This is a genomic window from Streptomyces sp. NPDC060049 (genome assembly GCF_042736715.1).
Lineage (GTDB): Bacteria > Actinomycetota > Actinomycetes > Streptomycetales > Streptomycetaceae > Streptomyces.
The window spans coordinates 310,219-333,710 of the sequence record NZ_JBHWVV010000001.1; the positions used below are offsets into that span (position 1 = coordinate 310,219).

At 72.6% G+C, this 23,492-nt stretch carries 21 protein-coding genes; 12 read left to right on the forward strand and 9 right to left on the reverse strand.

The window, feature by feature from the left end; genetic code table 11:
- Positions 1–24: 24 nt before the first annotated feature.
- Positions 25–375, reverse strand: coding sequence for a sensor histidine kinase (locus ACFWBY_RS01435; protein ID WP_385342207.1), 351 nt, complete (start codon positions 373–375; stop codon positions 25–27).
- A 288-nt stretch (positions 376–663) separates the two neighbouring features.
- Here ACFWBY_RS01435 and ACFWBY_RS01440 point away from each other — a divergent pair, with 288 nt between their 5' ends.
- Positions 664–1,104, forward strand: coding sequence for an NUDIX hydrolase (locus ACFWBY_RS01440; RefSeq protein WP_385342205.1), 441 nt, complete (start codon positions 664–666; stop codon positions 1,102–1,104).
- Positions 1,105–1,307: 203 nt separating this feature from the next.
- On the opposite strand, the gene ACFWBY_RS01445 is transcribed toward ACFWBY_RS01440, so the two are convergent.
- Together ACFWBY_RS01445 and ACFWBY_RS01450 are read right to left on the reverse strand one after the other, a co-directional pair.
- Positions 1,308–2,213, reverse strand: a complete 906-nt coding sequence (locus ACFWBY_RS01445) for a trypsin-like serine peptidase (RefSeq protein ID WP_385342203.1) — start codon at positions 2,211–2,213, stop codon at positions 1,308–1,310.
- Positions 2,214–2,490: 277 nt separating this feature from the next.
- On the reverse strand, positions 2,491–3,711 hold the full coding sequence (locus tag ACFWBY_RS01450) for an amidohydrolase family protein (RefSeq protein ID WP_385342201.1): 1,221 nt from the start codon (positions 3,709–3,711) through the stop codon (positions 2,491–2,493).
- A 175-nt stretch (positions 3,712–3,886) separates the two neighbouring features.
- Here ACFWBY_RS01450 and ACFWBY_RS01455 point away from each other — a divergent pair, with 175 nt between their 5' ends.
- The 5 genes from ACFWBY_RS01455 (at position 3,887) to ACFWBY_RS01475 (ending at position 10,230) form a co-directional block, all read left to right on the forward strand.
- A complete protein-coding gene (locus ACFWBY_RS01455; RefSeq protein WP_385342199.1) occupies positions 3,887–7,096 on the forward strand; it encodes a BTAD domain-containing putative transcriptional regulator in 3,210 nt (1,069 codons plus the stop codon).
- 164 nt (positions 7,097–7,260) lie between these two features.
- Positions 7,261–7,449, forward strand: a complete 189-nt coding sequence (locus ACFWBY_RS01460; protein WP_214947738.1) for a hypothetical protein — start codon at positions 7,261–7,263, stop codon at positions 7,447–7,449.
- A gap of 330 nt (positions 7,450–7,779) precedes the next feature.
- Entirely contained in the window at positions 7,780–8,508 is a 729-nt protein-coding gene (locus ACFWBY_RS01465; RefSeq protein ID WP_385342197.1) for a class I SAM-dependent methyltransferase, read from the forward strand.
- A 150-nt stretch (positions 8,509–8,658) separates the two neighbouring features.
- Positions 8,659–9,714, forward strand: a complete 1,056-nt coding sequence (locus ACFWBY_RS01470; protein ID WP_385342195.1) for a helix-turn-helix domain-containing protein — start codon at positions 8,659–8,661, stop codon at positions 9,712–9,714.
- A gap of 96 nt (positions 9,715–9,810) precedes the next feature.
- Complete coding sequence (locus ACFWBY_RS01475; RefSeq protein WP_385342193.1) at positions 9,811–10,230, forward strand: hypothetical protein; 420 nt, start codon at positions 9,811–9,813, stop codon at positions 10,228–10,230.
- Positions 10,231–10,384: 154 nt separating this feature from the next.
- On the opposite strand, the gene ACFWBY_RS01480 is transcribed toward ACFWBY_RS01475, so the two are convergent.
- The gene (locus ACFWBY_RS01480) at positions 10,385–10,789 is read right to left on the reverse strand and encodes a hypothetical protein (RefSeq protein ID WP_385342191.1); all 405 of its coding nucleotides are present in this window, start codon (positions 10,787–10,789) and stop codon (positions 10,385–10,387) included.
- A 113-nt stretch (positions 10,790–10,902) separates the two neighbouring features.
- Between ACFWBY_RS01480 and sigJ the strand changes: the two genes are divergently transcribed.
- The gene (gene sigJ, locus ACFWBY_RS01485) at positions 10,903–11,856 is read left to right on the forward strand and encodes an RNA polymerase sigma factor SigJ (RefSeq protein ID WP_385342189.1); all 954 of its coding nucleotides are present in this window, start codon (positions 10,903–10,905) and stop codon (positions 11,854–11,856) included.
- A gap of 392 nt (positions 11,857–12,248) precedes the next feature.
- Complete coding sequence (locus tag ACFWBY_RS01490; RefSeq protein WP_385342187.1) at positions 12,249–13,148, forward strand: helix-turn-helix domain-containing protein; 900 nt, start codon at positions 12,249–12,251, stop codon at positions 13,146–13,148.
- A gap of 8 nt (positions 13,149–13,156) precedes the next feature.
- Here the strand turns inward: ACFWBY_RS01490 and ACFWBY_RS01495 are convergent, their stop codons facing one another.
- Positions 13,157–14,986: a FadD3 family acyl-CoA ligase gene (locus tag ACFWBY_RS01495; RefSeq protein WP_385342185.1), complete on the reverse strand. Its 1,830-nt coding sequence runs from the start codon at positions 14,984–14,986 to the stop codon at positions 13,157–13,159.
- A gap of 97 nt (positions 14,987–15,083) precedes the next feature.
- Between ACFWBY_RS01495 and ACFWBY_RS01500 the strand changes: the two genes are divergently transcribed.
- From ACFWBY_RS01500 to ACFWBY_RS01510, 3 genes are read left to right on the forward strand one after another with little or no spacing between them, the layout of a single operon-like run.
- Positions 15,084–16,235: a lipid-transfer protein gene (locus ACFWBY_RS01500; RefSeq protein ID WP_385342183.1), complete on the forward strand. Its 1,152-nt coding sequence runs from the start codon at positions 15,084–15,086 to the stop codon at positions 16,233–16,235.
- 13 nt (positions 16,236–16,248) lie between these two features.
- Positions 16,249–16,722 carry a Zn-ribbon domain-containing OB-fold protein gene (locus ACFWBY_RS01505; protein WP_385342181.1) on the forward strand — a complete coding sequence of 158 codons (474 nt, stop codon included), beginning with the start codon at positions 16,249–16,251 and terminating at the stop codon, positions 16,720–16,722.
- Positions 16,719–17,507 carry an enoyl-CoA hydratase/isomerase family protein gene (locus ACFWBY_RS01510; protein WP_385342179.1) on the forward strand — a complete coding sequence of 263 codons (789 nt, stop codon included), beginning with the start codon at positions 16,719–16,721 and terminating at the stop codon, positions 17,505–17,507. Before ACFWBY_RS01505 ends, ACFWBY_RS01510 begins: the two co-directional genes overlap by 4 nt.
- A gap of 41 nt (positions 17,508–17,548) precedes the next feature.
- On the opposite strand, the gene ACFWBY_RS01515 is transcribed toward ACFWBY_RS01510, so the two are convergent.
- The 4 genes from ACFWBY_RS01515 to ACFWBY_RS01530 form a co-directional block, all read right to left on the reverse strand.
- A complete protein-coding gene (locus ACFWBY_RS01515) occupies positions 17,549–18,151 on the reverse strand; it encodes a hypothetical protein (RefSeq protein WP_385342177.1) in 603 nt (200 codons plus the stop codon).
- 146 nt (positions 18,152–18,297) lie between these two features.
- Positions 18,298–18,792: a peptidylprolyl isomerase gene (locus tag ACFWBY_RS01520; protein WP_385342175.1), complete on the reverse strand. Its 495-nt coding sequence runs from the start codon at positions 18,790–18,792 to the stop codon at positions 18,298–18,300.
- Between the two features lie 146 nt (positions 18,793–18,938).
- Complete coding sequence (locus ACFWBY_RS01525) at positions 18,939–21,389, reverse strand: serine/threonine-protein kinase (protein WP_385409613.1); 2,451 nt, start codon at positions 21,387–21,389, stop codon at positions 18,939–18,941.
- Between the two features lie 224 nt (positions 21,390–21,613).
- Positions 21,614–22,423, reverse strand: a complete 810-nt coding sequence (locus ACFWBY_RS01530) for a VOC family protein (RefSeq protein ID WP_385330845.1) — start codon at positions 22,421–22,423, stop codon at positions 21,614–21,616.
- Between the two features lie 281 nt (positions 22,424–22,704).
- On the opposite strand from ACFWBY_RS01530, the gene ACFWBY_RS01535 reads away from it, so the two are divergent.
- The gene (locus ACFWBY_RS01535; RefSeq protein ID WP_385330843.1) at positions 22,705–23,352 is read left to right on the forward strand and encodes a TetR family transcriptional regulator; all 648 of its coding nucleotides are present in this window, start codon (positions 22,705–22,707) and stop codon (positions 23,350–23,352) included.
- The last annotated feature ends 140 nt before the right edge of the window (positions 23,353–23,492 follow it).

Here is a 23,492-nt window from a genome sequence, read left to right on the forward strand (position 1 = left end):
GACCCGACCGTACACAGCCGATCTTCAAAATGGTTGACCGGTCAAACTCCCGGGCGTTTCCTGCGGTGGCTCCACCGGGAACCAGACCCGGACCGTCAGCCCGCCCCCGGGCCCCGGATCGGCCCGCGCCGTCAGGTCCGCGCCGTGCGCCCGCGCGATCGACGCGACGATCGAGAGCCCCAACCCCGCCCCCTCGCCCGCCGTATGCTGCCGCTCAGCCCGCCGCCGGAACGGCTCCAGCAGCCGTGGAACGTCCTGCGGCTCCATCACCGGGCCGGTGTTGGACACCGTCAGCACCCCGTCGGCGGAGGTCGCCACCTCCAGGCGGCCGCCCGCACGGTTGTGACGTACCGCATTGGACGGCAGGTGCCGCACCCGGTGGCCAGGAGCGTCCGGTCGCCCGTGACGGTCAGCGGCGCGGGGTCCCGTACGACGTCCCGTGCCCCGGAGGCGAAGCGGAAGGCGGACCGGAGGGCGAACCGGAGGGCGAACCGGAACGCGGACCGCAAGCTGACCCCGCCGCGCCCGGGCCCCCCGGGGCGTCCTGCACGTGAGGTCGGCGGGGCCGCGGGGCGCCCGGGCCGCGGCGGGGGCCTGTCGCCCGCCCACCCCCGACCCCGCCGACCACTGCCGCCCCCGCACCCCCCGTCGTACGCTGGTCTGATGCGAACTCCACGAGAGGCAGCACGAATCGTCGTCCTCAACCCCGCCGGGTCCGTGTTTCTGTTCCGGGAGAACAACGTGGAAGTCGGCATCCACTGGTTGCCGCCCGGCGGTGGGATCGATCCCGGCGAGACGCCCGAGGAATGTGTGCGGCGGGAGCTGCGGGAAGAGACCGGGTGGACGGACCTGGAGCCGCAGCGGCTGCTCTGCACCTGGGAGCACGACTTCACGCACCAGGGCATTCCCGTGCGCCAGCACGAGCACATCTACGTCACCGCGGGCCCCCACCGCGACCCCGTCCCGGAGTACCCGGAGGCCCACTGGCGCTGGCTGTCGCGGCAGAACCTCGCCACGCTCGGGGAGCCGCTGTGGCCGCCGCGGCTCGCCGAGTTGCTCGACGAAGCTCCCGCCGAGCCCGTGCACCTGGGGCTGCTCGCCTGATCCGCCCGCTCAGCGGGGCATGGCCCCGGACATCGCCCGGGCGGCCGCGCGCAGCTCGGCCGCGCGTGAGGACGCGTAGGAGCCGCGAGGGGTGGAGGGGTCGGACACGTGTGGGCCCGTCCGCTCCGCCAGTACGAGAACGGTGGCGATGAAGCCTCCGGGAGGGCTCGGATGACCGCGTGGCCGGAGGACCCGTGGGGGGCTCACCGGGCGGTCCCGCCCACCGTTCCCGCCGCAGCGGGCGCACCCGTGGCAGCCGTAGAGTCCGTAGCGCCCGTGGCCCGTGCGTAGAGCGCCGCCGCGTAGCCGGACAGGATCGTGCTGGTCGAGACGTCGTCCGTGTCCCCGCCCGTCAGGATGCCGATGACCTTGCCGTCGGCGGCGATCCACGCGCTGCCGCTCGTACCGCCGGGGAAGTCCGCGCAGTCGAAGCGCTGTTCGGTGGCGCTGGTCCGCACGGCGCGGGACGTGCAGGTGCGCGCGACCTTGCGGTCCGCCGGGTAGCCCGTCACGGTGACCTCTTCGCCCGTGCGGCCCGTGGTGTCCAGGACGGCGGCGCCGGTGACGTCCTCGATGTTGCGGCCCGAGGCGTCGGGGGCGAGGCGGGCGAAGGCGAGGTCGTAATCGTCGTCCGTGTCGTCGGCCCAGTGGGGGTCCTCGAACACCTCCGCGATCTTCCAGGTGCCGTACGGGGCTCGCCCGTCCGCGTACGCGGGTGCGAAGACCGCCCCGCCTTCGCCGGCCCGGCCCGCGAGCAGGCAGTGGCCCGCGGTGACGATCAGGTTCCGTCCGGGGCTGTGCACGACGGTCGCCGTGCAGAAGTGATCCCCGGTCACATCGCCTTCGAACAGGGCTCCGGCGATGGCCGCGGGCCCGCCCGGCCGGGCAGGCGAGGTGGACGGTCCGGGGCTCGGGCTGGTGGTCAGCTGAGGCTGTTTCGGTGATTGCGACTGTGACGGGCGGCCGGTAGAGGAGGCCGTCGGGGAGGTCGCCTTCGCCTGCACGGAGGCCGCGCCGTCCGCGGCCGGCACCACCTTCGTCATGGCCGCGGACGCACCCAGCGCCGCCACCGCGCACAACACCGCGGTCACCACGGTCCGCTTGTCCACCACAGACACTCCTCCCCCACTTTGCTGTGGCGAAGCATGCCTTGCGTCCGGCGGACACCGCAAGGGGCATCCGCGCCGATGTGCGCACGGCGGAGCCCGTCGGAGATGCCCGATCGGCAGGGCCCCGACCGCAGTGTGCCCCGGCCGGAGCGCGCGCCCCGGCCGGGGCTGTCGTGCGGCACGGAGGGCGGGCGGGCGGTGGCATCCGGGCTGCGCCCCCTCACTCGAACCCCCTGCTCGCACCCCCCGCGCGGACCCCGGCCCGCACCCTCTGGGCCTACGCCCCGGGCCAGAGGCCTTGCGGGGTCAGGCCCAGGAGGTCGATCGCGTTGCCGCGCACGATGCGGTCCACGACGTCCGGGGCGAGGTGGCCCATCTGGGCCTCGCCGACCTCTCGGGACTTGGGCCAAGTGGAGTCCGAGTGGGGGTAGTCGGTCTCGTAGAGGACGTTGGCGACGCCGATCGAGTCCAGGTTCTTCAGGCCGAAGGCATCGTCGAAGAAGCAGCCGAAGACGTGCTCGGCGAAGAGTTCGGACGGCGGGCGCAGCACCTTCTCGGCGACGCCGCCCCAGCCGCGGTTCTCCTCCCACACCACGTTCGCGCGTTCCAGGATGTAGGGGATCCAGCCGATCTGGCCCTCCGCATACATGATCTTGAGGTTCGGGAAGCGCTCGAACTTGCCGCTCATCAGCCAGTCCACCATCGAGAAGCAGCAGTTGGCGAAGGTGATGGTGGAGCCGACGGCCGGCGGTGCGTCCGCCGAGGTGGACGGCATGCGCGACGAGGAGCCGATGTGCATGGCGATGACCGTGCCGGTCTCGTTGCACGCCTCCAGGAAGGGGTCCCACTCGTCCGTGTGGATGGAGGGGAGCCCGAGGTGGGGCGGGATCTCCGAGAAGGCGACCGCGCGGACCCCGCGCGCAGCGTTGCGGCGCACTTCGGCGGCGGCGAGGCGGGCATCCCAGAGCGGGATCAGGGTGAGCGGGATGAGGCGGCCGGCGGCGTCGGGGCCGCACCACTCCTCCACCATCCAGTCGTTGTACGCGCGCACGCCGAGCAGGCCGAGCTCGCGGTCCTTGGCCTCGGTGAAGGTCTGGCCGCAAAAGCGCGGGAAGGTCGGGAAGCAGAGGGCCGACTGGACGTGGTTGACGTCCATGTCGGCGAGGCGCTCGGGAACCGAGAAGGAGCCCGGGCGCATCTGCTCGTACGTGATGACTTCGAGCTTGATCTCGTCGCGGTCGTAGCCGACGGCCGTGTCGAGGCGGGTGAGGGGTCGGTGCAGGTCCTCGTACACCCACCAGTCGCCTATCGGGCCGTCGTCGCCCTTGGCCCCCATGACGGGGGCGAACTTGCCTCCGAGGAAGGTCATTTCCTTCAGGGGGGCGCGGACGACGCGGGGGCCGACGTCGTGGTACTTGGACGGGAGCCGGTCCCGCCAGACGTGAGGGGGCTCAACCGTGTGGTCGTCCACCGAGATGATCTTCGGGAAGGTCTCCATGTCCTCACGGTAGCGTCAATCTGACGAACCGTCAGCTAGTTGGGACGGGCCAGGTCCGCGATCCGGTACGAACGGGTCCGCGATCCGGTACGACTGGGTCCGCCACGGGCTGACGTGTACGCGCAACACAGGGCAGACTGGCCCTTACACCTACGGAAGGCAGGGGGGACACCAGATGGACGGCACACCGGCCATCCCGCACCAGCGGAACCACCCCGAGTCCGGTGACGCTGCCGCGGGAACCGGATTCGAAGCCGCCACCGCGGAAGCCGGTGCCGGAGCCGGGACCGGAATCGAGTCCGGAGTCGGATCCGGAGGATCGAGAGTCGGATCCGGAAGCGGGTCCGTGAACGCGTCCGTGAACGCGTCCGTGAACGCGTCCGGCGCCGGGACGCGGACGGAGCCCGGCGCCGCCGCGGCCCCCGTGGCCCCTGAGCCCGCTCCCGCCCCGTCAGACCCCGCAACCCCCGCCCCCTGCGGCAACCGCTTCGCCGTCCTCGGCCCCATCCGCGCCTGGCGGGGCCCGGAGTCGCTGCCCTCCGGGACCCCGCAGCAGCGCGCCCTGCTCGCCGCGCTCCTGCTCCGCGACGGCCGCACCGCCACCGCGCCCGAGCTCATCGACGCCATCTGGGGCGAGGACCCGCCGCAGCAGGCCCTCGCGACGATCCGTACGTACGCCTCCCGCCTGCGCAAGATCCTCGACCCCGGCCTCCTCGTCAGCGAGTCCGGCGGCTACGCCATCCGCCTGCCCCGGCCCGAGGCCCTCGACCTCGGCATCGCGCGCGCGCTCGCCGCCGACGCCGAGGCCGCGCGCACGGAGAAGGGCGACCGCGCGCTCGCCCGTACGCTGCTGGCCCGCGCCCTGAACCTGTGGGACGGCGAACCGCTGGCCGGCGTACCCGGGCCGCACGCCGACACCGAGCGCACCCGTCTCGACGAATGGCGCCTCCAGCTGCTGGAGACCCGCCTCGACCTGGACCTGGAGCTCGGCCACCACGCCGAAGCCGTCTCCGAGCTCACCGCCCTGACCGCCGCCCACCCCCTGCGGGAGCGGCTGCGCGAGCTGTTGATGCTCGCGCTCTACCGCAGCGGCCGACAGGCCGAGGCCCTCGCCGTCTACGCCGACACCCGCCGGCTCCTCGCCGACGAACTCGGCGTCGACCCCTGCCCCGAACTCGCCGAACTCCAGCAGCGCATCCTGCGCGCCGACGCCGAACTCGCCCGCGCCGAAAACCCGGTGCCGGCCGCAGCGCCCGTCCACGTGAGGCCCGCCCAATTGCCCGCCACCGTCTCCGACTTCACCGGTCGCGCCAGCTTCGTCGGCGAACTCGGCGACATCCTCGCCGGCGCCGAGGGCCAGGTCATGGCCGTCTCCGCGCTCGCCGGCATCGGCGGTGTCGGCAAGACGACCCTCGCCGTGCACGTCGCGCACGCCGCCCGACCGCACTTCCCCGACGGGCAGCTCTACGTCGACCTCCAGGGCACCGAGTCCCGCCCCGCCGAGCCCGAGGCCGTCCTCGGCTCCTTCCTGCGCGCGCTGGGAACCCCCGACGCCTCCATCCCCGACTCCCCCGCCGAACGGGCCGCGCTCTACCGCTCGACCCTCGACGGCCGCCGCGTGCTCGTCCTCCTGGACAACGCCCGCGACGCCGCCCAGGTCCGGCCGCTGCTCCCGGGCACCGCGGGCTGCGCCGCCCTCGTCACCAGCCGGGTCCGAATGGCCGGGCTCGCCGGGGCACACCTCGTCGACCTCGACGTGATGAGCCCCGAGGAAGCGCTGCAACTGTTCACCCGCATCGTCGGCGAGGAACGCGTCCGCGCCGAACGCCAAGCCGCCCTCGACGTGGTCGGCGCCTGCGGGTTCCTGCCGCTCGCCATCCGCATCGCCGCGTCCCGGCTCGCCGCCCGCCGCACCTGGACCGTCTCCGTCCTCGCCGCGAAACTCGCCGACGAGCGCCGCCGCCTGGACGAGCTGCAGGCCGGCGACCTCGCCGTCAAGGCCACCTTCGAGCTTGGCTACGGCCAGCTCGAACCCGCCCAGCAGCGCGCCTTCCGGCTGCTCGGCCTCGCCGACGGGCCCGACATCTCCCTTTCGGCGGCAGCCGCCGTGCTCGACCACCCGGAGCACACCACCGAAGACCTCCTCGAGGCTTTAGTCGACTGCTCCCTGCTCGAATCGGCCGCGCCCGGCCGCTACCGCTTCCACGATCTCGTACGGCTCTACGCGCGTGCGTGCGCCGAACGCGACGAACAGCCCCCCAGCGAGCGCGACGCGGCCCTGGACCGGCTGCTCGACTTCTACCTGGCCACCGCCGCCGGCGTGTACGGCCTGGAGCGGCCCGGCGACCGCCTCGTCGCCCACCTGTCGGCCACCCGCCACCCCGGACTGGCCTTCACCGAGCCGCGCTCCGCCCAGGACTGGCTGTACGCCGAGGCCGACCCGCTGCTCGCGTGCGTCCGGCAGACCGCCGTGCGCACGACCGGTCGGGCGGACCTGCTGCGCCGGGCCGTGGACCTGCTGTGGGCGGCCAAGGACCTCGCCGAGTCGGGCGCCAACTCCAAGCAGTACGAGTCGGCCGCCACATCACTGCGCGACGCCGCCCACGCCGCCGGCGACCCGTACGCCGAGGGGCGCGCCCGGACCACCCTGACCAACACCCACCTGGTCGCCGGCCGCTTCGCCGAAGCCGACGACGAGGCCCGCCAGGCCACCCTGCTCGCCCGCACCGCCGGCGACCCGCTGCCCAGCTGCTGGGCGCCCAACGACCGCGGCATCATCGCCCTCTACGAGGGCCGCTACGCGGACGGCGAGCGGTACCTCCTGGAGGCCATCGCGAACTTCCGGGCCGACGCCAACTACGTGGGCGAGGCGAGCGCCCTGTGCAACCTCTCCCGCATCCACGTGGAGCTGGGGCGGCTCACCAGCGCCATCGACCTCGCCCAGCAGGGCATCTCCATCTACGACCGCATGGGACTCACCCTGCGCCTGGCCAACGGCCGCTACGCGCTCGGCATCGCGCTCACCCAGGCCGAGCGGCTCGCCGAGGCGCACTCCCAGCTCAGCGAGGCGCTCACCCTGTTCCACGAGAACCGGCAGCCGCTGTGGGAGGGCGTCACGCACTTCCGGCTCGCCAAGGTCCACCTGGCCGCGCACCGGCCGACGCTCGCCGCCTCGCACGCCGAGCAGGCCATCGCGCTGCGGGGCATCGGCGGCGAATGGCGCCGGGCCACCGTCCTGACCGTACTGGGCCGGGCGCTGAGGCAGTTGGGGCAGCGGGACCGGGCGCGGGTGTGCTGGCGCGACGCCGAGTTGGTGTTCACGCAGCTCAAATCGCCCGAACTCGCCGAGGTGCGTGCGTTGTTGGCGGCCGAGATCGCAGCCTGAGCGACGGCTGAACGCGGCGTTCATCGTTCGTTTATCGCCGCCCGCCACGATGGTGTTCATCGACTCGACGTGTCGGGGGGGCACCGAGTCGGCTGGAGGACCACCCGTTCGGCGGTCCGCGGGGGAATCGCCGAACGGGCCCGACCCATCCATCAGGAGATCCGATGACGACGAACGAGAACATCCTGCCGATCGACGGTGACATCAAGCCGCTCGACAACCACGCCTCCGGCGTCGAAATCAAGCCGCTGGACAATCACGCGTCGGGCGTGGAGATCAAGCCGCTCGACAACCACGCCTCGGACGAGGACATCGTGACGCTCGACAACCACGCGTCGGGTCCGGGTCTGTAAGACCGGGGGTCTGCAAGTCCGCCAGAACGCGTACGGCCCGGGTGTCGGGGGACACGGGGGGACACGGGGGACCGGGTCGTACGGCACGGAAGTACCACGGGGGGACCGGGGGTCACGGGGGATCGACAGGGGACCAACGGGGTGCACGGGGGAACGGCGGCCGCGGTGGCCAGGAGGGGGACCACCGCGGCCGCCGTATGCCCGTTTCCGGGCCGCGGCCGGCTCGACGGACCGGTCGCGACACTCCTCGGGACGACGGGGACACGCCCTGCGGAGGCACCCGGTCACTAGTGCTGTGGCCGGGAAGGTCCACCGCACTAGGCTGGCCGTGTGTTTACCTCACAGGGCCCGACTCTGAGCGAACTGGCCGTACAGGCGCTGTCCTCCGTCGAGCGGGGCTACGACCTGCTGGCGCCCAAGTTCGACCGGACCCCTTTCCGCACCCCCGACCGCATGCTCGACGCCGTCGAGGAGACCCTCGCGGCCCGCGAGGGCTCCTTCGGCACCGGACTCGACGTGTGCTGCGGAACGGGCGCAGGCCTCGGGATGCTGCAGCGGCTGTGCCGGGGCCGGGTGACCGGGGTGGACCTGAGCGTGGGAATGCTGGCCGAGGCCGCACTCGCACACCCCGACGAGCGCGTGGACCTCCTGCGCGCCGACGCGCGGGCCCTGCCGGCCGCGCTCGCGGACTCCTACGACCTCGCGGTCAGCTTCGGGGCCTTCGGGCACTTCCTCCCCGCCGAGCGGCCCGCCGTCTTCTCCGGCGTCCACACGGCCCTGCGCCCCGGCGGAGTCTTCGCCTTCCCGATCGGCGCACCGCTCCCGCCGACCCGCCCGGCCTGGTGGGCCACGGCCGGCTTCGACGCGGCGATGCGGCTGCGCAACGCCGTCTGGCGCCCGCCGTTCGTCATGTACTACCGCACGTTCCCCTTCGGCCCCGTCCGCAGGGACCTCCGCGCGGCCGGCTTCACGGTCGAGACGGTCCCCCTGACCCACTTCGGCCACCGCGAGGACGGCACCCCGCACTGGCGCCTCATCCTGGCCCGCCGGGCGGCGTAGGCCGGCGGGCGGCGTAGGCCGGCGGGCGGCTCATCCGGAGAGCGGCAGTGGCGCCGCTTCGTTTCGCCGCACGATCGGCAAAACTGATTCGCCTGCCTGGTGGAGACCAGGTCGCCAGTGTCAGGGTCACGTCGATGTGTGGGGGATCGCATGGGATTGCCGATTGCGCCGAATGCCGTCGGGGCGGGTGGGGACAGGTTTGATTGGTTCTGCGAGACGGTGTCCAGCGATGTGATGCCGGTATCGATCAGCACCCGTCATGCGGCCGGCTTCCGGGCGAGCATCACGGATCTGGACCTCGGCGTGGTGCGGCTGACCGGCTTAGCCTGCTCACCGGTGCTCTCGCGCCGCACCTCGACTCATGTCCGCCGTGGCGATCCTGAGCACGTGCAGCTGGCGCTCCTCACGCGAGGTACTTTCAGGATCTCCCAGCGGGGCAACGAATCGGTGGTCGCGGGGGGACTCGTGCTCACCGACACCTCACGACCGAGTGAGGGAGCATGCACAGGCGGCCAAGTCGAGGCGGTCGTCATACAGATTCCCCGTCAGGCCCTGGCACTGAGCTCAGACCGGGTGGACAGCCTCCTCGCACAGAGCTTGGCCGCAGACCTGGGGTCAGGGGCGATCCTCGCCGACTTCCTGAAGACGCTGCTCACACGCGGCCCGCGATGTCGCCCGGACGAGCTGCGCGGGATGGGGTCCATCACCCTCGACTTGGCCACCGCGTTCCTCGCGCGGCAGCTCGGTGACCCTGGCGAGGCACCTGCCGAGGCTCGTGCGCAGGAGACGCTGCAGCGGATCCACCGCTTCATCGAGAACAATCTCGGCGACCCGGGCCTGACTCCCGAGGTGATCGCCGATCGGCACAACATGTCCCTGCGGGGTCTCCACCGCCTGTTCGGTGACCAGCCCCTGACCATCGCGGCGCGTGTCCGCCAAAGCCGGCTGGAGCGCGCTTACACCGACCTCGCATGCGGGGAACTGAGCGGTCAGCCCGTTCAAGCGATCGCGGCCCGCTGGGGCTTCTCCAGTGCCACCGGGTTCAGCCGGGCATTTCGCGACGCCTATGGGATCAGCCCTACCGAACATCGTGCGCTCTCTCTGGTCGCCCCACGGCATGCAGAGAACAGAAACCCGGCACGCCACGCACACCACCGCGCGCTGCCCGGTCCTACATTCTCCGTTGGAGACGGCGCCACAGCGTGAATCGAGAAGCCGATCGCGCCCGGCCCGAGCAGGGTGATCGACGGCTACTCATGGTGTGAGTGCCGACGGGCAACGATTCTTCAAGGGAGACATCGCATGGCTGGAAAGATCGGCAAGTTCGCGGCCGCGGCGGCCGCGGCGACGGCGCTCGTGACGCTCGCGGGGAGCCCGGCGAGCGCGGCCGACACGGCGTACAACACGCGGAGCGTGTGGCTGGACGGCATACCGGTGTGGGAAGACACCAACGCGTGCACCACCAGGAGCATGTACCTGACCGACGGTACCTACACGTGGACGCAGGTCTTCGAGGGCAACCGCACCCCGAGCCGCGACATGTACCTGGCCACGGGCACCTACACGTGGACAGACTGCATCGTCCCCCATGACGGCTACTACGAGCAGACGTCCAGCCTGTCCAAGCCCGGCTCGCAGACGGCATACCTCAACGACCCGAAGCAGTACCACTGGGCGGCGGGCACTTACACCTTCGGCTCGCTGCTCGACCCGCACTTCTGATCGAGCGCCCGGGCATCGCCCCGATCCCCTGAGGCGGGCCGGCCAGGGCCGGCCCGCCTCAGCGACAGCGACAGCGACAGCGACAGCGACAGCGGGGACGAGACCCCAGGCCGGATTCGTCGCTCGGCGGGACCGGACCCCTTCCACACCGTGGCTAGGGGCGTTCGGCGAAAGGGTTCGGGGAGCGGGTGGACAGCGCGCGGCCGAGGTCCAGCACGCTCAGGCCGAACATCAGGACGCCCAGGGGGACGTGGAGCGTCGGCTTGTGCGCGATGCCCAGCAGCACCTGCACCGAAGCGAGTACGAGGAAGCCGGACGCGTACAGGATGGGGCGGGGCGAACCGCCGCCCGGCTTCCACGCGAGGACCGCGGCGAGCACGTACAGCATCGACGCGCCGTACATCACGCGCGCTCCGACGCCGTGCAGCGTCTCGCCGTAAGTGGTGGACAGCAGCAGTCCCGCGCTGACGGCCTGGAAGAGGAGGGTCAAGGTCTGCAGGGCTATCGCTACGTGCGCGAACGTGAACCTGTCCTGAACTGGCGTCGCCTGTACGGCCATGACGTGGTCCCCTCATCTGCCTCGCGGCGGTGGATCTGTACTGTCTCGGTAGTCCGACGACACAGGCCCGCGAAATGTGAGGCGCCGCGGAGAAACGGGGAGCGATCGCGATCATGAGCGTCTCGTCCGAGCAGGGACACGACCCGGCAGAGCCGAGCCTGGGCTCGATCGTCAGCGAGCGGCGCAACCTGATCAACCTCGCGTACCGGCTGCTCGGTTCACTGGCCGAGGCCGAGGACGCCGTGCAGGAGACGTACACGCGCTGGTACGCGATGTCGCGGCAGCAGCAGGAAGCCGTCGAGTCGCCGGGCGCCTGGCTGACCACTGTGGCCAGCCGCATCTGCCTGGACGTGCTCGGCTCGGCGCGGGTCCGGCGCGAGCGCTACGTCGGCGCGTGGATACCCGAGCCGCTGCCCGACCGTACGGAGTGGGCCGGCGGGCCGGCGGACGGCGGGAGGGCGGAGCCGGCAGACCCCGCCGACCGGGTCACCCTGGACGAGTCGGTGAACATGGCCTTCCTCGTCGTGCTGGAGTCGATGACGCCGGCCGAACGCGTGGCGTTCATCCTGCACGACGTCTTCCGCTACCGCTTCGCCGAAGTCGCCGAGATCCTCGGCCGGTCACCCGCCGCCTGCCGGCAGTTGGCGTCATCGGCCCGTCGACGTACGCGTGCCGAACGGGCCCCGGCGGCTCCGACGGCCGGTCAGGCCGGTCTGGTACGGGATTTCAAGGTGGCGTGGGAGGCCAAGGACATCCGGGCCCTCGTCGGCCTCCTCGACCCCGACGCCACGATGACCGCCGACGGCGGCGGCCTCGTCGGCACGGTCCTGCGCCCGGTCGAGGGCAGCGAGCGCATCGCCCAGTACCTGATCCACATCGCCGACAAGGCCCCTGGGCTGACGCTCCTGGAGCGGACGGTCAACGGCCTGCCCGGCCTGGTCGCCCAGCACGGCGGCGTCACCGTGACCGTGGCGGCGTTCGGCCTCGACGACGGCCGCATCACCCGCATCTGGGCGGTCCGCAACCCGGAGAAGCTCCGCGCGTGGAGCGGGGACGGGCAGGGCTGACGAGCCGCCGTCGGATGCGAACTCACCTGCGGAGGAGGGGCCTTACCGGGTCGCGGCGGACCGCGACCCGGTGGCGCACGACGCTTCTTTTGATGCGAAGTACCAAGAGAAAGAACTCATTCCAGACCCCACCAGCCTCCCGCGACGGAGCGACTCACTCGCACGGGTGAATCGTCCCACTGGGCTGGATTTCGAGGTGGTTGTCTGGCATATGCTCGCCCCGACAACCCAGACATGAGACGGCCCCCGCCGGGACTGCGAATCCCGATCGAGGGCCTGACCAACGAGGAAGTAGTCCCTTCCTGATGGCTTCGGTGCACTTTACCGCGCCCACGCGCGCGACATACGGCGTTCGGCACGCCAACGTCCGTCTCACCGGCCGGTTCACCGTCGTGAGCAACGACCTGATCCAGCATCCCGAGATGTCGGCGGTGGCGCGGATCCTGGGGATCTACATCCAGTCGCTGCCCGCCGGAACCCCCATCGGCATCAGGGACCTGGTCAAGCAGCTGCCGCTCGGGGAGACCTCGATCACCAACGGCCTGCGGGAGCTGGTGGCGTTCGGGTACTTGGAGCGGTCCCTGGAGAGCCTGCCGGGCGGGCGGATCGTCACCCGAACGGTGTCCTACAACCACCCGCGCGCGGCCACCGCCCTCCCCCGGCCCCCCGAGCCGCCGCTGCCTCCGCCGGGGCCGCCCGCACCTCCTACGGACCCTCCCGCCGAGCCGCCGCCTCCCCCGGTGGACCCTCCCGCCGCGCCGCCGCGCCCGGCGGAGCCGGAGCCGGGTCCGGAGCCCCTGGTGGAGGACAGGCCCGCGCCCGCCCCCGCGACCGCGCCCTCCGCGGGAGGCCTTCCCGCACCCCGGGGCAGCGACAACCCCGCACGCCACCGCATCGCGTGCGAGGTCCTGGCGGAGCTCCGCCGCTGCGACCCCCGGCTGCTGCTCGGCGAGCGCGACATCCGGTACCTCGCGGGCGGTGTCGAGGCCTGGCTGGAGCGCGGGGCCGACGTGCACGCGCTGGTCGCCGTCCTGACGGCGAAGCTCCCGGTGCCGCTCCACAACCCGGCCGGGCTCGTCGCCCACCGGCTCACGGCCCAGCTGCCACCGCCTCTGGCGCCGATCGCCCGCGCCCCCGCCTTCGTACCGCCGGACCCCCTCCAGAACTGCCCGAAGTGCGACCGCGCCTTCCGCAGTCCCGTGGCCGGGACCTGCAAGGGCTGCGGCCCCCCGGCGGCGGAGCGGACGGCCGGGCGTGGCGGCCAAGCCTCCGACCTCGGCTCCGGCCCCTAGGGCGCGGCTCAGCGGGACCGGAGTTCGCGTTTGAGGATCTTGCCGCTCGCGTTGCGCGGGAGTTCGGCTACGAACTCCACCTCGCGCGGGACCTTGTAGTTGGCCATCTCACGGCGCGACCACGCGATCAGGTCGTCGGAGGTGAGGAGCGCGCCCGGGCGGCGGACCACGTACGCCTTGCCGACCTCGCCCAGGCGCGGGTCGGGGATGCCGACCACGGCGACGTCGGCGATGTCCTGGTGCAGGCCGAGGAGTTGCTCGATCTCGGCCGGGTAGGCGTTGAAGCCGCCGACGATGAACATGTCCTTGATCCGGTCGGTGATGCGCAGGTTGCCCGCGGCGTCGAGGACCCCCACGTCGCCGGTGCGCAGCCAGCCGTCGGGGGTGATGGCCTCGGCGGTCTCGGCGGCGTCCTCGAAGTAGCCCTGCATGACGTTGTGCCCGCGCACCCACACCTCGCCGGCCTCCCCCGCGGGCAGCGCCTGCCCGTCGGCGCCCGCGATGCGCAGTTCCGTGCCGGGGATGGCCCGCCCCGAGGTGGCCGCGATGGTCTGCGCCGGGTCGCCGCGCCGGCACATGGTGACGATCCCGCTGGCCTCGGAGAGTCCGTAGGCGGTCAGGACGACTGCTATGCGCAGCTCGCCGCGGAGGCGCTCGACGAGCTGGAGCGGGACGACCGCGGCGCCGGTGACGACCAGGCGCAGGGCGGAGAGGTCGTGCTGGTCGCGCTGGGGGTGGTCGAGGATCGACTGGTGGAGGGTGGGCGGGCCGGGGAGTACGGAGATCCGCTCGGCGGCGACGTTGGCGAGGACGGTGTCGACGTTGAAGACGGGCTGGGGGACCATCGTGGCCCCGCGCAGCAGGCAGGCGATGATGCCGGCCTTGTAGCCGAAGGTGTGGAAGAAGGGGTTCACGATCAGGTAGCGGTCGCCCTCGCGCAGTCCGGCGAGGTCGCTCCACACCTCGTAGCAGCGCAAGGACTGGGCGTGGGTGATGACGGCGCCCTTGGGGCTGCCGGTGGTGCCCGAGGTGAAGATGATGTCGGACGGGGAGTCGGCGCCGATCGATTCGGTACGGGCGGTGACCACGTCGGCGGGTACGGAGTCCCCGCCGGCCAGGAAGTCCTTCCAGGTGCGGAAGGAGTCGGGGGCGTCCTCGGCCAGGACGACGACCTGCTCCAGGTGGGGCAGGCCGGGCAGCGGCCCGGAGCCGGCGCCCTCGGCGGCGGCGCGGCGCAGCGAGGCGACGTAGGAGGTGCCGAGGAAGGTGCCCGTGACGAAGAGGAGCCGGGTGCGGCTGCGCTGGAGGACGTAGGCGGCCTCGGAGCCTTTGAAACGGGTGTTGAGGGGGACGAGTACGGCTCCGGCGGAGACGGCGCCGAGTGCGGAGACGATCCATTCGAGCGTGTTGGGCGCCCAGACGGCGACCCGGTCCCCCGGTTCGACGCCGGCGGCGATGCAGGCGGCGGTGGCCCGCTCGACGCGTTCGCCGAGCTGGGCGTAGTCGATGCGGACGCGGCCGTCGACGACGGCCTCGCGGCCGGCGTACCGGGCGGCGGCGCGCCGCACGAGCGCGCCGATGCTCTGGTCCGCCGGCGCGGCCCCCCCGCCGGGACGCGGGCCGGGGCTGGCCCCGGGGACGTGCGCGGATCCGGACCCGGGTGCGTGCGCGGATCCGGACCCGGGTGCGTGCGCGGATCCGGTCCCGGGGGCGTGCGCGGATCCGGTCCCGGCGGATCGCCCGGCGGCGGATGCGGGGCCCTGCTCGGCCTCGGGCCCGCGCCCGTCCCCGTTCTGCGTCGCGGCCGCGACCCCGCGTCCGCCCTCGTCCTCGTCCATCGTCCGCCCCTCCCTGCGATACCCAGTAGCTGACTATCCGTCAGATTAGCTGTAGCCTTCGCGGCTGTCAGTACTGGTGCGCACCCCGGAGGTGGCGATGGCGGCAACGCTCAAGGACGCTACGGCGATAGTCGGCATCGGGCAGACCGCCTTTGCCAAACAACTGCCGCAGTCCGAGAAGGAACTGGCCTGCCGGGCCATCTTGGCGGCACTCGCCGACGCCGGCATAGACCCCTCCGAGGTCGACGCCTTCTCCTCCTACACGATGGAGGAGACCGACGAGGTCGAGGTCGCCAAGGCCATCGGCGCCGGCGACGTCACCTTCTTCTCCAAGATCGGCTACGGCGGCGGCGGTTCCTGCGCCACCGTCGGCCACCTCGCCGCCGCCGTCGCCACCGGCCAGGCGAGCGTCGGCGTCGCCTGGCGCTCGCGCAAACGCGGTTCCGGCCCCCGCCCGTGGAAGAACACCGCGGTCCAGCTCCCCACCCCCGGCCAGTGGACGCGCCCCTTCGGGCTGCTGCGCCCGGCGGACGAGATCGGCATGCTGGCCCGCCGCTACATGCACGAGTACGGGGCCACCCGCGACCACCTCTTCAACGTCGCGATGGCCTGCCGCAACCGGGCCAACGAGAACCCGGCCGCGATGATGTACGAGCGCCCGCTGACCCGCGAGATGTACATGACCTCCCGCATGATCAGCGACCCCCTCTGCCTCTTCGACAACTGCCTCGAAACGGACGGGGCGCTGGCCTGCGTCATCGTCAGCGCCGAGCGCGCCCGCGACTGCCGGCAGAAGCCGGTGTACGTCCACTCCGTGGCCCAGGGCCTGCCCGCGCAGCACCACGGCATGGTCAACTACTGGAACGACGACCCGCTGTCCGGGCCCGCCTGGACCGCCGCCCGACACCTCTGGAAGCAGGCCGACTTCGGGCCGCAGGACGTGGACGTCGCGCAGATCTACGACGCCTTCACCCCGCTCATCCCGCTCTCCCTGGAGGGCTACGGCTTCTGCGGGCGCGGCGAGGGCGCCTCCTTCACCGAGGGCGGGGCCCTGGAGATCGGCGGCCGGCTTCCCATCAACACCGGTGGCGGCGGCCTCTCCGAGGCCTACGTCCACGGCTTCAACCTGATCAACGAGGGCGTCAAGCAGCTGCGCGGCATCTCCACCGCCCAGGTGCCGGATGCCGCGACCTGCCTGGTGACGGCGGGCGAGGGTGTCCCGACGTCCGCCGTCCTGCTGCGAGCCTGAGGAGCTGGAGACCATGACCACCGCGACCACCGCGACCACCGCCGCTTCGGACGAACTCCTCCTGCCCGTCCCCGACGAGGACGGAGCGCCCTTCTGGGAGTACGCCGCCCAGGGCGAGCTCCGCGTCCAGGCCTGCGCCGAGCCCGACTGCGGCAAGCTCCGCTTCCCGCCCCGGCCCTGCTGCCCGCACTGCCGGTCCTTCGAGTCCGAGTGGCGGCCGACGAGCGGGCGGGGCCGGATCTGGTCGTACGTGCGGCCGCACCCGCCGCTGCTGCCCGCCTACGCCGCGCAGGCCCCGTACAACGTGATCCTCGTGGAGCTGGTCGACGCCCCCCACATCCGCCTCGCCGGGAACCTGGTCACCTCCGCCGACGCCCCGCTGAACTCGGTGGACCCGGCGCGGCTGCGCATCGGCGCCCGCGTCCAGGTCGTCTTCACCGAGACCGGCGGCATGGCCGTGCCGCGCTGGGTGCTGGAGAAGTCATGACGGCACCCGGGCTGCGGGTCGAGCGGGACAAGGCGACCGGGGTCGCCGTCATCACCCTGGACCGGGAGCACAAGCACAACGCCATCGACCTGGCGACGGCCGCCGAACTGGCCGCGGTGTGGCGGCGGTTGCGCTACGAGGACGACGTGCGTGCGGTCGTGCTGACGGGCGCCGGGCAGGCGGCCTTCTGCACGGGCATCGACCGCGGCGCACAGGTGCCGCAGCCGTCCTCGCCCTACTCGGTGGACGACCCGCTCGTCGCCATCGGCCCGAAGGCGAACGACCTGTGGAAGCCGGTGGTCGCCGCCGTCAACGGCATGGCCTGCGGCGGGGCGTTCTACCTGCTCGGCGAGAGCGAGTTCATCGTCTCCTCCTCGTCGGCCACGTACTTCGACCCGCACACGAGCTACGGCATGGTCAGCGCCTACGAGGCGATCTACATGGCGCAGCGCATGCCCTTCGGCGAGGCCGCCCGGATGTCCCTGATGGGCACGGCGGAACGCCTCTCCGCGCGGCGGGCGTACGAGATCGGGCTGGTCTCCGAACTGGCCGGGCCCGCCGAGCTGCTCCCGGCGGCGCTGCGGGCGGCGCAGACCCTGGCCGGTTTCCCGACGGAGGCCGTACAGGGAACCGTACGGTCGCTGTGGGCGGCGAAACAGGCCGCGCTCCAGCAGGCCCTGGCGCAGGCACCGGGGCTGGTGGCGCTGGGCAACCTGTCGCCGGAGCGGCAGGGGGAGCTGTTCGCGGGGCGGCGCGGGTCGGGCGGGGAGCCGCGGGTCCGCTGACGGGCGAGCGGGCGGCCGGGCCGGAACGCCCGGTCACAGCACTAGCGGGTCTTCCCGGTGGAGCCGGGCTTCGGCTTCGGCTTCGTCGTCTTCGAACCGGAAGTCCCGGAGTCCGACGTCGGGCTGGGGGTCGCGGACGCGGTCGCGACGGTCTCGATCGGCCCGAGGGCGCATCGCAGGACGTCCCCGGCCTTGTCCGTCTTCGTCATCGCGATGTCCATGGTCCGGCTCTCGCCCGCCTTGAGCAGCACCTCGACGACGTGCTGCTCGTCGCCGGCATCCCATACGAAGGTGAGCGTCGTCCGGACGGTGCGCTCGACGGCCGAGTCCGAGATGACCTTGAGGGTGGCCGTGGGACGGCCCGGGCCGGCGCAGGCGACCAGCTCGACGTGCGCGGGCAGCGCGGTCGAGGTGGGCGTGGGCGACGCCGTCGGGCTGCCGCCGTTCCCGCCGCTGCCGATGCTCTTCTTCTTCTTCGGTTTGCTCTTGGAGCTGGAGCAGCCGCTCCCGCCACTGCTCTTGCTCTTGCCGCTACCGCCGCTACTGCCGCTGCCGCTGCCGCCCGTCGACGAGAACCCCGTCAGCGCGAGCACCACACCCACCAGTACCGCCGTGAACCGGACACGCCGTCCTATGACCGCCATGGCCAGTCCTCCCCCTCGAAGCAACGGCGGCACGCTACCAGGGGAGTCAGGGCTTGTGATCCTCCGCGTCGGCGCCCGCACACGACGGCGGCCCCGTCCCCCCGGAGGGGGCGGGGCCGGCCAGCCGTTGCGGGCGGGGGTGCGGATCAGGCCTCGACGACGCCGGAGGCCGCGATCTCGATCTTGCCGCGCGTGGAGCCCGAGGGGGTGCCGAGCTTCTCGATCCGGTCGACGATGTCCGTGCCCTCGACGACCTCGCCGAAGACGACGTGCTTGCCGTCGAGCCACGGCGTGACGACCGTGGTGATGAAGAACTGCGAGCCGTTGGTGTTGCGGCCGGCGTTCGCCATCGACAGCAGGTACGGGCGGGTGTGCTTCAGCTCGAAGTTCTCGTCGGCGAACTTCTCGCCGAAGATGCTCTTGCCGCCCGTGCCGTTCTGGTTGGTGAAGTCACCGCCCTGCAGCATGAACTGCGGGATGACGCGGTGGAACGGGGAGCCCGCGTAGCCGAAGCCGTGCTGGCCGGTGGCGAGCTCGCGGAAGTTCTGGGCGGTCTTCGGGACGACCTCGTCGAAGAGGTTGAAGACGATGCGGCCGGCGGGCTGGCCGTCGATGTTGATGTCGAAGAATACGTTGCTCATGGGGTCCATCCTGTCACTCCCGGTACCGTGCGCGACCCGGAGGGGGCCACGACGCGGCCCCCGTACGGCCCGGTCGCGTCCCCCGTCCGGCTCCGCGACGGGCTCCGCGCCGGCTTCACCGCAGCTCAGCCGTAGCTCAGCCGCGCTCAGCCGCCCGTACGGGTGCCCGTGCCCTTGGCGGCGTCGAGGGCGTAGACGCAGCGGTCCTTGCTGCACGCGTAGACCACGCCCGCCTCGGCCACCGGGGCTCCGGTGATCTCCCCGCCGGTGGCCAGCTTCCAGCGGAGCTGGCCGCCCGCCGCGTCGAGCGTGTACAGGCAGTGGTCGGCCGACCCGAAGTGGACCCGGCCGTCCGCGACCGCCGGCGAGCCGGTGATCTCGCCGCCCGCCGCGAACCGCCACTTCGGGGTGCCGGTGACCGCGTCGAGCGTGTACACGGCGCTGCCCGCGCCCAGGTGGACGTTGCCGGCGGCGACCAGGACCGGGTCCGCCGACGGCCGGGGCTCGGTGGCGATGCGCCAGCGGTCCTTGCCGGTGACCGCGTCCAGGGCGTAGACGGTGCCCAGGTAGTCGGCGAGGTAGACGCCGCCGCCGGTGACGGCCGCGCCGGGCGCGAAGGCCGGGGGCGCCAGGAACACCGCGGGTGCCTCGAAGTGCCAGCGGACCCGGCCGGAGGCCCGGTCGATGGAGATCACCCGGGTGCCCGCGCAGACGTAGACGTTGCCGTCGGGCGCCGGGGTGACGCGCACCGGCACGTTTCCGCAGGAGGCGGCGTCGCCGACCGGGTACGACCAGGATTCGCGGCCGGAGCGGGCGTCCAGGGCGCGCAGCCGCGCGTCCTTCCACACGTAGACGGTGCCGTCGTCGAGGACGGGCGCCGCCTCGACGGTCTCGAAGACGCTCTGCGCGCCCGTCAGCTCCCACAGCTTGTGTCCGCTGGACGCTTCCCAGGCCTGCACGCCGCCACCGCGCGTGGCGGTGATCACGGTGCCCCGGTCGGCGCGCAGGGCGTACACCCAGGCGTCGGTGGACAAGCGCCACCGCTCGGAGCCGTCGCCGGAGTCGAGGGCGTAGAGGGAGGGGCCGTCGGAGGCGTGGATCCGGCCGTCGGCGACGGCCATGGACCAGGCGACGTCGCGGGTCTTGAACTGGCGGCGGCCGCTGGCCACGTCCAGGGCGTGGACCTCGAAGGAGGTGACGTAGAGCAGGTCGCCGGCGACGGTCGGGGTGCCCCAGACCTCGTTCGACATGCGGAAGCGCCAGGGCCGCCAGCGCCCGCTGTCGGGGGCCGGTCCGGGTGCCGGTACGGAGGGCACGGGCGCGGGACCCGCCACCGAGCCGCCGCCGGGCGGGCGGATCCAGCCGGTCGCCGAGTCCGCGGCGGCCGCGTGGGCGTGGCCGGCCGGTGCCGCGGCGGAGGCCTGCGGGCCGGGGCCGATGGGGACCGGGGAGCCTCCGATGCGGACGGGCTCGCCGGAGGGGGCCACCGGCGGGTGCTCGGGGCGCTGCGGGACGGCCTGGCCGGTCCTCGGGTCGACCCACGGGTCGGCTCCGCCGCGTGCCCGGCGGTGCGTGGCGGGCCCGGCGCCGAGACCGGCGCCGGGGCCGGGGGCGTGGGCGCCGGGCGCCGGTACGGAGGCCGCGGCGGAGGCGGCGGCAGCCGAGGCGGCGGCAGCGGCAGCCGCGGTCGCCGCCGCGGCGTTGCGGTGGCCGGCCCGGCGGGCCTCGATCATCGCGACGGCCCGGGTGGGCAGCCACGCCGAGGCGGTGCCGCTCTCGTCGCCGCCCTCGAAGAGGTGCGGGGCGAGCTGCGCCTGCAGGTCGGCCGGGGTGGGCCGCAGCGTGGCGTCCATCTGCATGCAGGACTCGATGAGCGGGCGCAGCTCGGCGGGGAGCCCCTCCAGGTTGGGGCCCTCGCGCAGCAGCATGAAGACCGTCTCCACCGGGTTCGCACCGTGGTACGGCGGGTGCCCGGTGGCGGCGAAGACCAGCGTCGAGCCGAGTGAGAAGACGTCGCTGGCGCCCTTGACGCTGCGCGAGTCCTTGGCCTGCTCGGGCGACATGTAGGCGGGGGTGCCGACGGCGACGTTCGTCATGGTCAGGCGGGTGTTGGAGACGCCGCTCGCGATGCCGAAGTCGATCACGCGCGGGCCGTCCTCGACGACGAGCACGTTGGACGGCTTCAGGTCGCGGTGGACCAGGCCCGCCCCGTGGATGGACTGCAGGGCTTCGGCGATGCCGGCGGCGAGCCACCGTACGGCCTGGGCGGGCATGGGCCCGCACTCGTTGACGATCTCCTCGAGGGAGGGCGCCGGTACGTAGGCGGTGGCCAGCCACGGCACGGCCGCGCGCGGGTCGGCGTCGACGACGGCCGCGGTGTAGAAGCCGGACACGGCGCGGGCCGCCTCCACCTCGCGGGTGAAGCGCACGCGGAACAGCTGGTCCTCGGCGAGCTCGGTGCGCACCGTCTTGATCGCGACCCGCCGGCCGGACGCCGACCGGGCGAGATAGACCAGCCCCATGCCGCCGGCGCCGAGCCGTCCCAGCACCTCGAAGGGGCCGATCCGTCTCGGGTCGTGCTGCGTCAGCTGCTCCACCACTGGCCTCCACACCCATCCCCGTACGGGCTCCCTCTCGGGCCCGCTTCCACCAGCGCGCGCCGGCACGCGGCGGTCGGCCCGTGCGGCGTCTCACCGCGGGTCGCCGCCCTCGGTCGCGCAACCCCGATTCTGTCAGGCCCGGGCCTGGTCCGGCCCCGGGTACGCGGCCGGGTTCCCGAGCGGACCGGTCGCGGGGCCCGGCACCGTCCGAACGGGACGGCCTACGCGCCCGGCCAGGGGCCCTGTTTGGTGCGGGGTTCCGAGAGCAGCCCGAAGACCGCCCCCTGGTTGTCCGCGACGACCGCGATCCGCCCGTAAGGGGTGTCGAAGGGGTCCGCGGTCACCCGTCCGCCCAGGCGCTGCACCATGGCGACGGACTGGTCGCAGTCCGGGACGGCGAAGTACACGAGGAAGTGCGCGGGCATGATGTCCGGGAAGGCGTCGGTGATGAGGCTGCGGCCCATGACGGCGGTGCCGGGGCCGGGTGCGCTGCCGGGCGGGGACCAGACGCGGTACTCGACTCCGCCGGAGTCGTCCTGGTCCTGGGGGACGTAGCCGAAGACCTTGGCGTAGAAGACGTCCACGGCGTCGCGGGCGCGGGTGTAGACCTCCGTCCAGCAGTACGTGTACGGCTCCTGCTGGGCGTCGAAGCCGTGGTGGGTGCCGGGCTGCCACAGCCCGAAGACGGCCCCGCCGGGGTCGGCGGCCATCGCGGCGGTCCCGTACGGGCCGACGGGCATCGGGTCCATCACCAGCTGGCCGCCGGCGGCGCGGATGCGCTGGGCGCAGGCGTAGGCGTCGGTCGTGTAGAGGTAGACCCCCCAGACGGTCGGCATGCGCCCGTCGGGTTTGGGGGCGAGGGCGGCGACGTTGCGGCCCCGGCTGTAGGCCTGGGTGTAGTGCCCGTACTCGGGTCCGGCGCCCCCGGCGAAGGTCCACCCGAAGAGCTCACCGTAGAAGCGCTTGCCCGCCTCGACGTCCGGCAGGGAGGCGTCGACCCAGCAGGGAGCACCTTCCGCGAATGCGGCCATGAGCCCGGTTCCTTCCGTTGTGCGGAGGTGTGTACCCTCCGCCGTACTCGCCCAGCCATGCACCTCCGGATCATGATGTGCCCGAAAACTTGTCCACAGCCTGTTGATAAGACTAATCGGGGGATAGGGCCGCAAGCCGGATGGCGCGCCCGGAACGCCCCCTCGGCCGAAAGAGGCCCTTTGTCCCGGCCTGGACACGTGTACGCCCAGGCCAGGCACCTCGTCACCCCATTTGCAGGCGGCCGAATCGCGCCCCCACCACCCCTCGGTAAGCTGACGGCATGACAGGACAAGTACGCACCGTCGATGGCCGCGTTGCCGGCCGGCGCGGTCAGGCGACGAGGCAGAAGCTGCTCGACTGCCTCAGCGAGATGCTCAGCTCCTCGCCGTACCGCGACGTCAAAGTGATCGACGTCGCCCGCAAGGCCGGTACCTCCCCCGCGACCTTCTACCAGTACTTCCCGGACGTCGAGGGCGCCGTCCTGGAGATCGCGGAGCGCATGGCCAACGAGGGCGCGCAACTGACCTCGTTGGTCGAGGGGCGCGCCTGGGTCGGCAAGGCCGGATGGGCCGCGGCCGAGGAACTGGTCGAGGGGTTCCTGGACTTCTGGCGGCGCAACGACGCCATCCTGCGGGTCGTCGACCTCGGTGCGGCCGAGGGCGACAAGCGGTTCTACAAGATCCGCATGAAGATCCTCAACTCCGTCACCAACTCCCTCACGGAGTCGATGAAGGAGCTCCAGGCCAAGGGCAAGGTCGACAAGGACGTCAGCCCCGCCGCGATCGCCGGTTCGCTGGTCGCGATGCTGGCCGCGGTCTCCTCGCACCAGAAGGGCTTCCAGACCTGGGGCGTCAAGCAGGCCGAACTGAAGCCGAACCTCGCGCTCCTCGTCCACCTGGGCATCACGGGCAAGAAGCCCACGAGGTGAGCGGCGGACCCCCACCGGGTCCGCCGCCCCTTCGGCGGCCGCAGCCGCTTTCATGGCCTTAGCCGCGCTCTCGTGGCCGTGGTCGCGCTTTCGCGGCCTTAGCCGCGCTCTCGTGGCCGTGGTCGCGCCTTTCGCGGCCG

What these genes read in the sequence shown, in the direction of transcription:
- ACFWBY_RS01440 (WP_385342205.1), top strand. Translation starts at nt 664, where the DNA reads ATGCGAACTCCACGAGAGGCAGCACGAATCGTCGTCCTCAACCCCGCC.
- ACFWBY_RS01450 (WP_385342201.1), bottom strand. Translation starts at nt 3,711, where the DNA reads ATGGAGACCTTCCCGAAGATCATCTCGGTGGACGACCACACGGTTGAG.
- ACFWBY_RS01455 (WP_385342199.1), top strand. Translation starts at nt 3,887, where the DNA reads ATGGACGGCACACCGGCCATCCCGCACCAGCGGAACCACCCCGAGTCC.
- ACFWBY_RS01460 (WP_214947738.1), top strand. Translation starts at nt 7,261, where the DNA reads ATGACGACGAACGAGAACATCCTGCCGATCGACGGTGACATCAAGCCG.
- ACFWBY_RS01470 (WP_385342195.1), top strand. Translation starts at nt 8,659, where the DNA reads ATGGGATTGCCGATTGCGCCGAATGCCGTCGGGGCGGGTGGGGACAGG.
- ACFWBY_RS01475 (WP_385342193.1), top strand. Translation starts at nt 9,811, where the DNA reads ATGGCTGGAAAGATCGGCAAGTTCGCGGCCGCGGCGGCCGCGGCGACG.
- ACFWBY_RS01480 (WP_385342191.1), bottom strand. Translation starts at nt 10,789, where the DNA reads ATGGCCGTACAGGCGACGCCAGTTCAGGACAGGTTCACGTTCGCGCAC.
- sigJ (WP_385342189.1), top strand. Translation starts at nt 10,903, where the DNA reads ATGAGCGTCTCGTCCGAGCAGGGACACGACCCGGCAGAGCCGAGCCTG.
- ACFWBY_RS01495 (WP_385342185.1), bottom strand. Translation starts at nt 14,986, where the DNA reads ATGGACGAGGACGAGGGCGGACGCGGGGTCGCGGCCGCGACGCAGAAC.
- ACFWBY_RS01500 (WP_385342183.1), top strand. Translation starts at nt 15,084, where the DNA reads ATGGCGGCAACGCTCAAGGACGCTACGGCGATAGTCGGCATCGGGCAG.
- ACFWBY_RS01505 (WP_385342181.1), top strand. Translation starts at nt 16,249, where the DNA reads ATGACCACCGCGACCACCGCGACCACCGCCGCTTCGGACGAACTCCTC.
- ACFWBY_RS01510 (WP_385342179.1), top strand. Translation starts at nt 16,719, where the DNA reads ATGACGGCACCCGGGCTGCGGGTCGAGCGGGACAAGGCGACCGGGGTC.
- ACFWBY_RS01515 (WP_385342177.1), bottom strand. Translation starts at nt 18,151, where the DNA reads ATGGCGGTCATAGGACGGCGTGTCCGGTTCACGGCGGTACTGGTGGGT.
- ACFWBY_RS01520 (WP_385342175.1), bottom strand. Translation starts at nt 18,792, where the DNA reads ATGAGCAACGTATTCTTCGACATCAACATCGACGGCCAGCCCGCCGGC.
- ACFWBY_RS01530 (WP_385330845.1), bottom strand. Translation starts at nt 22,423, where the DNA reads ATGGCCGCATTCGCGGAAGGTGCTCCCTGCTGGGTCGACGCCTCCCTG.
- ACFWBY_RS01535 (WP_385330843.1), top strand. Translation starts at nt 22,705, where the DNA reads ATGACAGGACAAGTACGCACCGTCGATGGCCGCGTTGCCGGCCGGCGC.